Annotated in this window: 14 protein-coding genes; 7 read left to right on the forward strand and 7 right to left on the reverse strand. The window is 69.1% G+C overall.

The genetic code is table 11. From position 1 onward, the window contains the following. Positions 1–107: 107 nt before the first annotated feature. Positions 108–920 (reverse strand): 2-cyclohexenylcarbonyl CoA isomerase, encoded by an 813-nt coding sequence (gene chcB, locus ABT115_RS16505; protein ID WP_351789601.1) that lies wholly within the window; start codon positions 918–920, stop codon positions 108–110. A 312-nt stretch (positions 921–1,232) separates the two neighbouring features. Between chcB and ABT115_RS16510 the strand changes: the two genes are divergently transcribed. Continuing rightward, on the forward strand, positions 1,233–1,400 hold the full coding sequence (locus ABT115_RS16510; protein WP_351789604.1) for a DUF3117 domain-containing protein: 168 nt from the start codon (positions 1,233–1,235) through the stop codon (positions 1,398–1,400). Positions 1,401–1,554: 154 nt separating this feature from the next. On the opposite strand, the gene ABT115_RS16515 is transcribed toward ABT115_RS16510, so the two are convergent. Continuing rightward, positions 1,555–2,220 carry an O-methyltransferase gene (locus ABT115_RS16515; RefSeq protein WP_351789606.1) on the reverse strand — a complete coding sequence of 222 codons (666 nt, stop codon included), beginning with the start codon at positions 2,218–2,220 and terminating at the stop codon, positions 1,555–1,557. Between the two features lie 182 nt (positions 2,221–2,402). On the opposite strand from ABT115_RS16515, the gene sigE reads away from it, so the two are divergent. From sigE to ABT115_RS16540, 5 genes are all read left to right on the forward strand, one after another. Continuing rightward, on the forward strand, positions 2,403–3,164 hold the full coding sequence (sigE, locus tag ABT115_RS16520; protein ID WP_351789609.1) for an RNA polymerase sigma factor SigE: 762 nt from the start codon (positions 2,403–2,405) through the stop codon (positions 3,162–3,164). After that, complete coding sequence (locus ABT115_RS16525; RefSeq protein WP_351789612.1) at positions 3,161–4,162, forward strand: anti-sigma factor family protein; 1,002 nt, start codon at positions 3,161–3,163, stop codon at positions 4,160–4,162. Before sigE ends, ABT115_RS16525 begins: the two co-directional genes overlap by 4 nt. A gap of 101 nt (positions 4,163–4,263) precedes the next feature. Further along, a complete protein-coding gene (locus tag ABT115_RS16530; protein WP_351789615.1) occupies positions 4,264–5,925 on the forward strand; it encodes a S1C family serine protease in 1,662 nt (553 codons plus the stop codon). A gap of 98 nt (positions 5,926–6,023) precedes the next feature. Beyond that, positions 6,024–6,509 carry a sec-independent translocase gene (locus ABT115_RS16535; RefSeq protein ID WP_351789618.1) on the forward strand — a complete coding sequence of 162 codons (486 nt, stop codon included), beginning with the start codon at positions 6,024–6,026 and terminating at the stop codon, positions 6,507–6,509. Positions 6,510–6,626: 117 nt separating this feature from the next. Then, positions 6,627–7,286 carry a hypothetical protein gene (locus tag ABT115_RS16540; RefSeq protein WP_351789620.1) on the forward strand — a complete coding sequence of 220 codons (660 nt, stop codon included), beginning with the start codon at positions 6,627–6,629 and terminating at the stop codon, positions 7,284–7,286. A 138-nt stretch (positions 7,287–7,424) separates the two neighbouring features. Here ABT115_RS16540 and ABT115_RS16545 read toward each other — a convergent pair whose 3' ends face one another. From ABT115_RS16545 to ABT115_RS16555, 3 genes are all read right to left on the reverse strand, one after another. After that, positions 7,425–8,558, reverse strand: a complete 1,134-nt coding sequence (locus ABT115_RS16545; protein WP_351789623.1) for an Mrp/NBP35 family ATP-binding protein — start codon at positions 8,556–8,558, stop codon at positions 7,425–7,427. A 75-nt stretch (positions 8,559–8,633) separates the two neighbouring features. Beyond that, entirely contained in the window at positions 8,634–9,188 is a 555-nt protein-coding gene (locus tag ABT115_RS16550) for a DUF1003 domain-containing protein (RefSeq protein WP_351789626.1), read from the reverse strand. Further along, complete coding sequence (locus tag ABT115_RS16555) at positions 9,178–10,500, reverse strand: magnesium transporter MgtE N-terminal domain-containing protein (protein WP_351789628.1); 1,323 nt, start codon at positions 10,498–10,500, stop codon at positions 9,178–9,180. The genes ABT115_RS16550 and ABT115_RS16555 overlap by 11 nt, the downstream gene beginning before the upstream one ends. A 202-nt stretch (positions 10,501–10,702) precedes the next feature. Here ABT115_RS16555 and ABT115_RS16560 point away from each other — a divergent pair, with 202 nt between their 5' ends. Further along, complete coding sequence (locus tag ABT115_RS16560) at positions 10,703–11,470, forward strand: hypothetical protein (RefSeq protein ID WP_351789631.1); 768 nt, start codon at positions 10,703–10,705, stop codon at positions 11,468–11,470. Positions 11,471–11,612: 142 nt separating this feature from the next. Here the strand turns inward: ABT115_RS16560 and ABT115_RS16565 are convergent, their stop codons facing one another. Together ABT115_RS16565 and ABT115_RS16570 are read right to left on the reverse strand one after the other, a co-directional pair. Further along, entirely contained in the window at positions 11,613–12,134 is a 522-nt protein-coding gene (locus ABT115_RS16565) for a hypothetical protein (protein WP_351789633.1), read from the reverse strand. A 38-nt stretch (positions 12,135–12,172) separates the two neighbouring features. Continuing rightward, positions 12,173–13,288 (reverse strand): magnesium and cobalt transport protein CorA, encoded by a 1,116-nt coding sequence (locus tag ABT115_RS16570; RefSeq protein ID WP_351789635.1) that lies wholly within the window; start codon positions 13,286–13,288, stop codon positions 12,173–12,175. Positions 13,289–13,639 lie beyond the last annotated feature (351 nt).

Consider the following 13,639-nt stretch of genomic DNA (forward strand, 5'->3'; position numbering starts at 1 on the left):
TACGAGGACGACCCTCCGCCTTGCGATCGCACGCACCAGACGCCGCGGGGCCCGCCCTTCGGGCGGACGACGGGACTTTCGAAACACGCCCTAGACCCGGCTGGCGGCTACCGGCCGAGGTACGTCGGCTTCTCCTTGTTCAGGAACGCCTGCACCGCGATCGTGTGGTCCTCGGACGCGCCCGCCTTCGTCTGGAGTTCGTTCTCCTTCTCCAATGTCTCGCTCAGCGTGTGACCGGCGCCGTGGGCCAGGGAATCCTTGAGCGCGGCGTACGCCATCGTGGGGCCGGACGCCAGGGTGCGGGCCACGGCGGCGGCCTCTGCGGCCAGGTCGGCGGCGGGCACCAGTTTGTTCACGATGCCCAGCTCATGGGCGTCCTGCGCGGAGATCGAGCGTGGGAAGAGCAGCAGGTCGGCGGCGCGGCTCTGCCCGATAAGGCGGGGCAGCGTCCAGGAGATGCCTGAGTCGGCAGTGAGGGCGATTGCGGCGAAGGAGGTGTTGAACGAGGCGGTGTCGGCGACCACCCGGTAGTCGCAGGCGAGCGCGAACCCGAAACCGGCACCGGCGGCGACACCGTTCACCCCGGCGACGACCGGCTTGGGCATCTCGGTGATGGCCCGCACGATCGGGTTGTAGTGCTCCTGCACGGTGCTCAGCGCGTTACCGCTGCCTGACTCACGGGCCTCGTCGAGCTTGCCGACGTGCTCCTTCAGATCCTGGCCGACGCAGAACGCGCGCCCGGTCGCGGTGAGCAGAACGGCCCGTACGGCGGTGTCGGCGGCCGCGGACTCCAGCGCGTCACGGAGCGCCACCTTGGCCGCGGTGTTCATGGCGTTCATCGCGTCGGGACGGTTGATCGTGATCACCGCGAGTCCGTCGCTCACTTCGTAGAGCACGCTGTCCGCCATCTGGTCGGCCATTTCGCTGTCCCCTCTGCACCTTGGGCAATGCCTGTCCAGGCAAGCATGGCCGACGCGGCGGGAGCGAACATGTGACCTGCGTCTAACAATTGCGGTCCGATGGAGGGGTGAAGGGGACGGAGTATCGCAGCTGGATCGCCGAATTGGGTGGTTTTGAGAGAGCGCGTTGCGCAAGAGATGCCGACCGATGTTGGTCATTGGGGTCTGTGATGCGGGATAATGGCCTGGAAGCAATGTGTTCGATGCCGGTGACACAGCGCCTGTCATGGGGCCGCCGGTTGCGATGAGCTGGTTTCAGGAAGGGGAACGAGCATGGCGGCCATGAAGCCGCGGACGGGCGACGGCCCGCTCGAGGTGACAAAGGAGGGGCGGGGCATCGTCATGCGCGTTCCGCTCGAAGGCGGCGGTCGGCTTGTCGTGGAGCTGACTGCGGACGAGGCCGATGCACTCGGCGATGCCCTCAAGAAGGTCGTCGGCTGAGCAGAGGCGCCCACACTTCATCACTGCCCCGGCACGGTGTCCTGTGCCGGGGCAGTGATGCGTTCGGACTCAACGGAACCAAGCCGTCCGGCGATTGAGGACACACCCGGCTGCCCCGGGTGCGGGGCAAGGGCCCCTGCCACCCGGCACCCTCTCAGCCCCGCCGCACCGCGCACAGCAATCCGTCGCCCACCGGCAGTACCGTCGCCATCAGCTCCTGGCTCTCCCACACCGCACGCAGCAGCTCCCGCAGCCGCAGCACCTCCGCGGGCTGCGCCGCCGAGTCGACCGTACGACCGTCCGCGAAGACGCCCTCGAAGCAGACCAGGCCACCAGGTCGCAGCAGGCGCAACGATTCAGCGAGGCAGTCCAGGCTCTCCAGCCGGTCGCCGTCGCAGAACACCAGGTCGTATCCGCCGTCCGCGAGCCGGGGCAGTACGTCCAGGGCGCGGCCGGGAATGAAGCGGGCCCGATTGGCGGCGAACCCCGCGGCCCGGAACGCCTCACGGGCGAACTGCTGGCGCTCCGGCTCCGGGTCGACCGTGGTCAGCACCCCGTCGGGCCGCATGCCGTGCAGCAGATGGAGTCCGGACACGCCGGTCCCGGTGCCGATCTCGGCCACCGCTTTGGCGTCCGTCGTGGCAGCGAGCAAGCGCAGCGCGGCGCCGGTACCTGGCGACACCGAGCGGAGCCCTGCCTCCCGAGCCCGGTCCCTGGCCCAGAGCAATGCTTCGTCCTCGGCGACAAAGGCGTCGGCGAACGCCAAGCTCGTCTGCCGGTTGGCGGTAATGACCCTCTCCTGTCCCCGTAGTTGGCGCAACGGTGACTGTATCCGCTGCACCCGGGAACCCGCAGATGGGACCGGGCGTTAGGCAGAGGCAGGGGAAAGCCCGTGGGAACGGCCGACAGATCGGGTCCGGGAGCCACGGGCCGGCGGTTCCGGGGATGATCCCCGGCCCGAGCAGGAAAAAGGCTTATCCGGAGCTAACGGGCGAGGTCGCTATGGTAGGGGCTCCACTGGACACCACCAGAGCCGATAGGGGAGGTGCGGCTGCGCCTGTGGATCGGAGAGGAGTGCTGCGGCGCTTCCTCAGGTCGGCGGGTGAGCCGAAATCCGTGACCAACATTGCTGACCGTTCTTCCAACCACTCCGCACCGACCGCGACCTTCGTCGCAGATGCGCACTCCCAGGCGTGGATGCCGCCCTCTTGGGAAGAGATCGTCAGCACGCACAGTGGCCGTGTCTATCGACTTGCCTACCGACTGACGGGCAACCAGCACGATGCGGAAGACCTCACGCAGGAGGTCTTCGTGCGCGTGTTCCGGTCACTGTCGACCTATACGCCGGGCACCTTCGAAGGCTGGCTGCACCGCATCACGACCAACCTGTTCCTGGACATGGTCCGTCGCAAGCAGCGGATCCGCTTCGACTCCCTCGGCGACGACGCCGCCGAGCGGCTGCCGAGCCGTGAGCCGTCCCCGCAGCAGGTCTTCAACGACACTCATTTCGACGCGGACGTACAGCAGGCGCTGGACACCCTCGCGCCCGAATTCCGTGCCGCCGTCGTGCTCTGTGACATCGAGGGCCTCTCGTACGAGGAGATCGCCGCGACGCTGGGCGTGAAGCTCGGCACCGTGCGCAGCCGTATCCACCGCGGTCGCTCGCATCTGCGCAAGGCGCTGCGGCACCGTTCGCCCGAGGCCCGTGCCGAGCAGCGCTCCCTGGCGGGCGCGATCCTGGCAGGGGAGGGCGGAACGGCGTGAGTGGCACAGTTCCGACCCCCGCGGAACAACACCTGGGGGACCGGCTTGCCGCACTTGTCGACGGCGAGCTGAAACACGACACCCGCGAGCGGGTGCTCGCCCACCTCGCGACCTGCGCCAAGTGCAAGGCCGAGGCTTCCGCCCAGCGGCGCCTGAAGAGCGTCTTCGCGCAGTCGGTCCCGCCTTCGCCGTCCGAGGCGTTCCTCGCCCGGCTGCAGGGTCTTCCCGGGGGACCGGGGGGTGACGACGACAACCGGGGGAAACCATTTGGCGGCTCCGGGCGCTTCGCCGACGGGCTCTTCCCCGTGATCCAGGCGCCCGGCAGTCGCGCGGACTCGCCGGAGAATTCGCCACTTGGGAGTTTTGGCTTCCTGCCGGCCCCGCACGGCTCGACCGCCGTACTGCCGGGTGGCTCCTCCCGCTCGGCCTTCCGGATCCATGAGGTCGGCCGTGAGGGAGACCGGTCGCCGTGGCGCGGCCGGAGGTTCGCCTTCGCAGCCGCCAGCGCCGTATCGCTGGCGGCCATCGCCTTGGGCGGTGCCCTGCCGACGGGCGCGGGTGCCAGTTCCCCGGCCCGGGCCGCAGGCGCCGGAAACGCGGTGAACCCACCCGATACCTCGTCCCGTAGCGAGAGTGGCAGCTCGGCGAGCCGCCGCGGTGGCGGCAGCCAGGGCACCCTTGCCGCGACGGAGGCGGGCGACCGCTCGACCGCGGCCGCTGCCCCACCGGCCCCCATGCCGGAAGTCACACCGGCGGTGTCCTCCACCGCTCCCGCGCTGCTCTCCACGGGAAGTCTCGCGGGGAGCACCGTCGCCGTTCCGGTTCTGACCAATGTGTCCGCGCCACCGCTGATACCACCAACCGGCACCACCCCGCTCTTCGCCCAGGTGTTCGGACGACTCGCCTCGCAGCCCTCCGCGCCGTCCTGGGCGCCCCCCTCGGCCCCGGCCCTCCCCACCCCCGCCGGGCCCGGTCTGCCACTTTCCTCCCAGCGGTGACCGGAGTCTGCGCAGACATTCGCAAACCTGGTTGAATTCCGGGAGGAATTCCGGGAGGGACGCCCCTGTCGGGGCGTGCAGAGGCCAGTTGCGGGGAGAGCATGGAAGACGCGAAGTCCACCGGGCCGAAGGCGAAGTGGTGGAGCCGGCCCACGCCGCAAGGCACCACGCGCACAGCGCCGGACGAGCCGTCCTCCGTCGAGGACGCGGTGCCCACGGCCGATGTGACTGACGTGGCGGACGTGACGGAAGCGCACGCAGCCGACGCGCTGCCCCAGCCGTCGGCCCCCGAGCGGGTGACATCCCCGCCCGTACCCGAGCCCGTGGCCTCCGCACCGGCCACGCATCCCGTGGCGCCACTGCACGAGCCCGATCAGTACAGCACCCCGCCGTACGGTGGGCCCGGCCCCTGGGCGCCCGCACCACCCGTACAGCGACCGGCCCCGACTCCGGCACACAGCACTGCCGTACCCCCGCAGTACGCGGGGACGAACGGCGCCGGCATCTCCATCGCGCCCGCCCCCGGTTTCACGCCCCCGCCTCATGCGCCTCAGCAGCCCCAGTCGACGCAGTGGCTCCAGTACGACCCCTGGGGTGCGCCCCGGCAGCCGCTGACCAGCTCGGGCCCGCCGCTCGGGGCCGTCGGCCGCAAAAAGAACCGCAGCGGCTCCCTCCTCGTCGGTGGGGTGTTGCTCGCGCTGGTGGCGGGCGGCATCGGCGGCGGCATCGGCGCCTACGTCGAGCGCAACGGCGGCCTCACCCAGGTCGAGCTTCCGCAGACCGGCCCAAGCAGCGTCGGCCGCGCCCCCGACAGTGTTGCGGGCATCGCCGCCAGCGCCCTGCCCAGCGTGGTCACTCTCCATGTCAGCGGCAGCACTGAATCCGGCACCGGTACCGGATTCGTTCTCGACGACTCCGGCCACATCCTCACCAACAACCATGTCGTCGCCCCGGCCGGGTCCGCCGGCGAGATCACTGTGACGTTCAGCGGCGGCGAAACCGCGCGCGCCAAGGTCGTCGGCAAGGACAGCGGCTACGACCTGGCCGTGGTCAAGGTCACCGGAGTCTCCGGCCTCAAGCCGCTGCCACTGGGCAACTCCGACAATGTGCAGGTCGGCGACCCCGTGGTGGCCATCGGTGCCCCCTTCGACCTGTCCAACACCGTGACCTCCGGCATCATCAGCGCCAAGGGCCGGCCGATCACCGCGGGCGGCGAGAAGGGCGACGGCAGCGACATCAGCTACGTCGACGCGCTGCAGACAGACGCACCGATCAACCCGGGCAACTCCGGCGGTCCGCTCGTCGACTCCGATGCCCATGTCATAGGCATCAACAGCGCCATCCGTGCCGCCGACAACGGTTCGACGACCGAGGGCGGCCAGGCCGGTTCCATCGGCCTGGGATTCGCCATTCCGATCAATCAGGGCAAGCGGGTTGCCGAGGAGCTGATCAACACCGGGAAGGCCACCCACCCGGTGATCGGCGTCACTTTGGACATGAAGTACACGGGGGACGGCGCCAAGGTCGGCGCGAAGGGTGAGGCCGGCAAGCCTGCGGTGATACCCGACGGGCCCGGGGCCAGGGCCGGGATCAAGCCGGGCGACGTCATCACCGAGGTGGACGGCGAGCGGGTGCACAGCGGCGAGGAGCTGATCGTGAAGATCCGCGCCCACCGGCCCGGCGACCGACTTGACCTCGGCCTGACCCGCGGTGGTAAAGACCTGTCCATCTCTTTGACTCTTGGTTCGGCAACCGGCACGTGACAGCCACGGCACGCTACCGCGCGGACACTTCCGACCGGTACCGTGGGCGGGTCCGGACCACAACCGACCTGGTCTCGGAGAACACGAGGAGCAACAGGGTGTTCAATGACATAGGCGCACTCGAGCTGGTGACGCTCGCGATCCTGGGCGTGCTGATCTTCGGCCCGGACAAGCTGCCCAAGGTTATCCAGGACGCCTCGCGCTTCTTCCGTAAGATCCGTGAATTCTCGGATAATGCCAAGGAGGACATCCGTACGGAGCTCGGCCCGGGGTTCAAGGATTTCGAGTTCGAGGACCTCAACCCCAAGACGTTTGTCCGCAAGCAGCTCATGGACGGCAATGACGATCTGGGGCTGAAGGAGATCCGCGAGAGCTTCGACCTGCGTAAGGATCTGGCCGATGTCACCGACGCGGTGAACGGCCGGGAGAGCGTGGCCGTCGAGTCCGCGGACTCCCTGAGCGGCGTGTCGAGCGGTTCGGCGATCACCGCGGCCAACGGCTCCGCCGGTGCTCCGGACCTGCTCAAGAAGCGTGAACAGCCCGCGAAGGACGACCGCCCGCCGTTCGACGCAGACGCCACCTGACAGCAGTCAATCCCGGCTCGTCCGGACGGTATGGCTATTCTCCATCTGTCCGGTTGTGAGGACGCCCGTGGGGGCTGGCCGCTCCGGACGCAAGGGATCGAGGAGGCGGCCGGGCAGATGGAGACGACGAGTCGGGTGGGCGCGGAAGGTGCGCCGAGCAATGTCACCGTGGAGGGGGTAGCGGCGGCCCGGCGTACTGTCGACGGTTATCTGGCAGCTCCGTTTCCCTGGTACGGACTGGACGAGGCCTTCACCGGGCCGCGTTGGCTGATGCAAGTGGGCACCGCGGCGGACGGCACGGTGCAGCACGGTTCCATCGGGCACGGTGACGAGCCGTCGGTACGGGCCGACTCGAGTGCCGAGAAGCAACGATTCGCCGTCGTCGTGACGGTGGCCAGCAGCCCGGTGCGGGGCAGCGGCGACGGCACGGGGGTTCTGGACGCGACCACGGTCTCCTCCGCGGCCTGGCTGGCCGGGTCCGGTCTGCTCGCCTGTACGTGGCCCCCGCAGATGGATCACACACGCCGTGACCACTGGCTGGACCAGCAGACGGAGACGGCGTTCGAACTCGCCGACGATCTGGACGGTCCCTCGTGGTCGGTGCTGTCGCTGCCGGTGGACGGTGTCCCGATGCCGTTCCACTACCGCGAGTCCGAGTTCGGCTGGGTGCTGGCGGGGTCGGCGCAGGGCAGGGTGCACATCGGGGCGTACGGGCGGGGTATGAGCGCGTACGGGCTGGGCTTCTCGGTGGTCGGCGACATCGCGGCGTACGCGTAGCGCGGGCGGTTGCGGTGACCGGTCGTGGCCGGTTGTCGCTTCGTCCTCAGTTGCCGGACGGCCTTACGGCCTGGTGCACGATAGAGAGTGGATCAGGCCGTTAAAATCAGGCCCGTCCGGCGACGCCTTCGTCCCCGCTCAGAACTTGTTGCGCGGGGTGATTCCCAGTGACATGCCCGACAGGCCGCGCTGACGGCCTCCCAGCTTGTCCGCGATGGTGCGAAGTGCCTTGCCGGCCAGGGAGTCGGGGTCGGACAGGACGACCGGCTTGCCCTCGTCGCCGCCCTCGCGCAGCCGTACGTCGATCGGGATGGAGCCGAGCACCGGCACCTCCGCGCCGACCGTCCTCGTCAGACCCTCGGCGACCTTCTGGCCACCACCGGTACCGAACACATCGACCATCTCGTCGCAGTGCGGGCACGGCAGGCCCGACATGTTCTCGACGACACCGACGATCTTCTGGTGGGTCTGCACGGCGATCGCACCGGCCCGCTCGGCGACCTCGGCCGCCGCCTGCTGCGGGGTCGTGACGACCAGGATCTCGGCGTTCGGCACGAGCTGTGCCACCGAGATCGCGATGTCACCGGTGCCCGGCGGCAGGTCGAGCAGCAGGACGTCCAGGTCGCCCCAGTACACATCGGCGAGGAACTGCTGGAGTGCTCGGTGCAGCATCGGCCCGCGCCACACCACAGGGGCGTTGCCCGGGGTGAACATGCCGATGGAGATGACCTTCACGCCGTGCGCCGACGGCGGCATGATCATGTTCTCGACCTGGGTCGGCTTGCCGTCCGCGCCGAGCATCCGCGGCACGCTGTGCCCATAGATGTCCGCGTCCACGACACCGACCTTGAGACCGTCGGCCGCCATCGCTGCTGCCAGGTTCACCGTGACCGACGACTTGCCGACGCCGCCCTTGCCGGAGGCCACCGCGTAGACGCGGGTCAGCGAGCCGGGCTTGGCGAACGGCACCTCGCGCTCCGCCGTGCCGCCGCGAAGCGAGGACGCGAGTTCCTTGCGCTGTTCGTCGCTCATCACTTCGAGCGTGACGTCGACCCGCGAGACGCCCTCGACGCGGGCGACCGCGTCGGTCACGTTCTTGGTGATCGTCTCGCGCATCGGGCAGCCGGAGACCGTGAGATAGACCGTGACAGCGACTGCACCGTCAGCATCGATCTCGACCGACTTCACCATGCCGAGTTCGGTGATCGGACGGTGGATCTCCGGGTCGTTCACTGTCGCCAGTGCCTCAAGCACCGCGTCTTCCGTAGCCATACTGTCGATAGTACGGGTGCGCGCGGCGCTTGTTGCAGGGGTGGTGGCGCCCGCTGCTACGTGTGAGCAGCCCGGTCAGCGTTCTTCTTCGCTCTCGGCCGGGAACGGGGTCTGCCGGTCGTCCAGGTCCCTCACGAGGTCTTCCAGTTCGGAGCGGATCCAGTCGCGGGTGGCGACCTCGCCGAGCCCCATCCGCAGTGACGCGATCTCCCGGGTGAGGTACTCGGTGTCCGCGATGGAGCGCTCGTTCTGCTTGCGGTCCTGCTCGTAGGTGACCCGGTCGCGGTCGGCCTGCCGGTTCTGCGCGAGCAGGATCAGCGGGGCCGCGTACGAGGCCTGGAGCGACAGCATCAGCGTCAGGAAGATGAACGGGTACCCGTCGAACCGCAACGCCACGGGCCCGAAAGCGTTCCAGACCACCCAGGCGAAGATGAACAGTGTCATCCAGGCGATGAATCGCCAGGTGCCCAGGAACCGGGCGATCCGCTCGGAGAGCCGGCCGAACGACTCGGGGTCGTATTCGGGCAGCAGCCGCCGCCGCGGAGCCTTCGGCTGGTCCAGCCGGTAACGGGGCGGGCGCGCGATATCCGAGGCACCCGCCGCTCCTTTTGCGCGGTCCTCAGCGGCCACCGCCGACCTCCTCCTCACCGTGGAGGTCGGTCTCCCGCCAGTCCTCGGGCAGCAGGTGGTCGAGCACGTCGTCGACGGTCACCGCGCCGAGCAACGATCCGCCCTCGTCCACGATCGGTGCCGAGACCAGGTTGTACGCGGCCAGATAGCTCGTCACGGCCGGCAGCGGCGTGTCCGGCGTGAGAGGGACGAGATCGCTGTCGACGATCGAGCTGACCAGGGCGTACGGCGGATCCCGCAGCAGCCGCTGGAAGTGCACGGTGCCCAGGTACTTGCCGGTCGGTGTCTCGTCCGGTGAGCGGCACACGTACACCTGGGCGGCGAGCGCGGGGGACAGATCCGCCTGCCGGACCCGCGCGAGCGCGTCGGCGACGGTCGCGTCCGGCCGCAGAATGATCGGCTCGGTGGTCATCAGACCGCCGGCGGTCCGTTCCTCGTACGACATGAGGCGCCGCACATCCGCCGCGTCGTCCGGACGCATCAGGGTCAGCAGCCGCTCCTTGTCCTCGTCGGGGAGTTCGGACAGCAGGTCGGCCGCGTCGTCCGGGTCCATGGCCTCCAGGACGTCGGCGGCGCGCTCCTCCTGGAGCTTGCCGATGATCTCCACCTGGTCGTCCTCGGGAAGCTCCTCCAGGACATCGGCGAGCCGGTCGTCGTCGAGCGCGTCGGCGACCTCGGCCCGCCGCTTCGGCGACAGATGGTGCAGCGCGTTGGCCACGTCGGTCGGGCGCAGCTGCTCGAACGTGGCGACCAGGGACTCGGCGCCCTGTCCTTCCTCCTCCAGCGAGAATCCGCTGACCGCCGACCAGCCGACCGTCAGGGTCTCGCCCCCCCGCCTCCCGCCACCGCCCCTCCAACTAAGCGCGATGCGCCCTTTTGAATTCCGCAGCACCCCGCCCTTTCCCTTGCGTACGAAGTACTTGTCGATCTCCCAGTCGCGGCGGGCCGGGAGCTGCTGAATGGAGACATCGAGGACGGTGACCTCCTCGCCGGTCTCCACGAGGTGGACCCGTCGGTCCAGGAACTCGCCGAGCACAAGTCGTTCGGTGGGCCGCTGTTCGAAGCGCCGCATGTTGACCACACCGGTGGTGATGACCTGACCGGACTCGATTCCCGTCACCCGGGTCATCGGGAGGAAGATCCGGCGACGGCTGAGTACCTCGACGACCAGGCCGAGCAGCCGAGGCGGCCGACCGCCGATCCGCAGCATCGCGACCAAGTCGCGGACGCGGCCCACCTGATCGCCGGTGGGGTCGAAGACCGGGACGCCGGCGAGGTGTGAGACGAAGATCCGGGGGGCGCCTGCCGCCATGGTGCGCCTCCTTCTTCCGTGTCGACTTCTCTGCCCGGTCCGTTTGTCAGCTAATTAACCGTTATGACGGGATCAGGCTAGCCCGTACCGCTCCGGGCCGCCCCGGTGAATCCGTCCGTACGGCTCTCTGCCGGAAGGTGTGAACGGCACAGGTACGCTGCCGTCTGCCACCCCCGCGATGCAGATGAGAGGCAGTGCGCCCGTGACCTCTTCCGTTCCGCCCGTCCGGGCCCGACGCCGCCGGACCGCCCTCGCCGTGGGGCTCTGTGTGGGGCTGACCGCTGCCCTCGCGGCGTGCGGGGGCGAGGATCCGGACAAGGGGACCAACGGCGTCGGCAAGCTCACCGCCACGGAGATCGAGAAGAAGGCGCAGACCGCGGCGGACTCCGCCGATGCGGTGCGCCTCGCCGGGAAACTGGTCAGCAAGGGCGGCACGTACACGCTCAATATGCAGCTCAAGGAGAACGGCGGCATCGGCTCCGTCGCCTCGAAGGACAGCACCTTCGAGCTGCTGCGGATCGGTGACGAGCTCTATCTGAAGGCGGACTCGGGCTTCTGGAGCCACGACGAGGAGTCCGGCGCCGAGAGCGAAGCGGGCGGGGCTGCGGCGGACAAGCTGCAGAACAAGTACGTGAAGGTGCCCGAGGACGACCCCACCTACAAACAGCTGCGCGGATTCACGGACAAGGATTTGCTGCTCGACGGGTTGCTCACCCTGCACGGCACTCTCAACAAGGGCGACCGGAAGAAGGTCGGTCCGACCCGGACCGTTCAGATCGCGGGCGGCAAGGGCGCGGGCGGCACGCTCGATGTCTCGTTGGAGGGCACCCCGTATCCGTTGCGATTCGCGCGCGGCGGTGGCGGGGGGACCGTGACGTTGTCGGACTGGGGCAAGGACTTCGAGCTGGAGGTCCCGGCGAAGACCGACACGGTTGACTACGGGCAGCAGCTGCCCAAGACGTCCTCCTGAGAGGCTGTCGGGTGGCCTCCGATCGGACGCGTGCGTGCCGGTGCGTGGCGGACCGCACGGTACGCGTCTTCGGAGGGGGCCTGATCGGCGCCCGCAGAGGGCTCTGCCCGGCGGATCAGGGGCGGACGAGGCCCTGCCCAGGTCAGCTCTTGCGTCCCCGCTTCAGCAGTCGCGGAAGTCCGGCCGGCACCGGCCGCCGTGTGGTCGCGGAAGTCGGCAGGGGCGCGGCGGCCAGCGAGCCGTCCGGCAGCTCCGTACGGAATTCGCCGGGTGTCAGCCGCAGCACCCGGCACTCGCGCGCCCACCGCTCCGTCATCTGTTCGGCGTCCGGTGCGTTCAGCCGCTTGCCCTTGAGCTCGGCGACGGTCGCCTCCCACTCCTCGGAGTGCGGGGCGAGCTCCGTCACGGCGGCCGTCCAGGCGATCAGCCGGCCGCCCTTGTCCTTGCTGCGCACGGTCACCTCGGCGGCGGACCCGTCGCCGAGGCCGGCCGGGAGCGGCTGCTCGCCGGGGCCGTCGCCGACCAGACACACCGCACCCTCGTGCCATACGTGCCACAGCGCCCGCGCGTGCCCGGTGCCCCGCACCCAGATGAGCCCCGACTTCTTGGTGGCCTCCTCGACGAGAGCCCGGCCCAGCGGCACGTCAGCGGCAGCAGCAGTCATACCCGAACTCTATTAGACCGACCATTTACCGGTCGGTCTCAGAGCCAGCCGTTGCGCTTGAGTGTGCGGTGGATGGAGAAGCAGACCACTCCGATGACACCCAGCACCATCGGGTAGCCGTACCGCCAGCCCAGCTCGGGCATGTGCTTGAAGTTCATGCCGTAGACGCCGCAGATCATCGTCGGTACGGCGACGATGGCCGCCCAGGATGTGATCTTGCGCATGTCCTCGTTCTGCGCGACGGTCGCCTGCGCCAGGCTGGCCTGGAGGATCGAGTTCAGCAGTTCGTCGAAGCCGGTGACCTCTTCGTGCACCCGCGCCAGGTGGTCGGCGACGTCACGGAAGTACTTCTGGATGTCCGGGTCGATCAGCCGCATCGGCCGCTCGCTGAGCAGCTGCATCGGCCGCAGCAGCGGCGACACGGCCCGCTTGAACTCCAGGACCTCACGCTTGAGCTGATAGATCCGGCCCGCGTCCGAGCCCCGCGGGCTGCCCTTCGCGGGGGTGGAGAAGACCTCGATCTCCACCTCGTCGATGTCGTCCTGGACGGCGCCCGCCACCGCGATGTACCCGTCGACGACATGGTCGGCGATGGAGTGCAGGACGGCGGAGGGCCCTTTGGCGAGCAGCTCGGGGTCGTCCTGCAGCCGGTGCCGCAGCGCGCGCAGCGAGCCGTGGCCGCCGTGCCGGACGGTGATGACGAAGTCCCTGCCGGTGAAGCACATCACCTCGCCGGTCTCGACGACCTCGCTGGTCGCGGTGAGCTCGGCGTGCTCGACGTAGTGGATGGTCTTGAAGACGGTGAAGAGCGTGTCGTCGTACCGCTCCAGCTTGGGCCGCTGGTGGGCGTGGACGGCGTCCTCGACGGCGAGCGGATGGAGGCCGAACTCCCGGGCGATACCTGCGAATTCTTCCTCGGTCGGCTCGTGCAGGCCGATCCAGGCGAAGCCGCCCTCTTCGCGCACCTGGAGCATCGCCTCGTGCGGCGTGCGGCAGGTGCCGCTCTCCACGCGCCGTCCGTCGCGGTAGACCGCGCAGTCGACGACCGCGCTGGAGGCGGACGGGTCACGGGTGGTGTCGTAACTGTTGTGCAGGGCGTTGCTCTTGCGCAGGGACGGGCGCACAGCGGCGCGCAGGTCGCGGATCATCGACATGGCTGGCTCCTTCACGGAGGGCCGTCGTCGGGCACGTGGAACAGCCCGGAATGGGGACGTGTGCTCACGTCCGCAAAGCGGGCGGCACCGCAGCGGCGCGATGACGGCGTTCGCTACAGACAGGCAAAAAAGGGGGGCTCTTCCGTCGTGCGCAATGCCATGGGCCTTGACCGAGAAGCCTTCAGATCACCGAAGAGAGGTGAGGAGCGGAAGAGCGGTTGGTACTGCACGATCGACTTCGATCCATTGCAGCCCCACCTCCTCCAGCCGGTCCCCCGTGGGGGATGACGTGTCGTCGGGACCGAGAGCGACGCTTCTGCGTGCTGCCCCGACCAGCGGCCAAGACTATCA

The organism is Streptomyces sp. NPDC001832, from assembly GCF_040297265.1.
Taxonomy (GTDB): Bacteria; Actinomycetota; Actinomycetes; order Streptomycetales; family Streptomycetaceae; genus Streptomyces.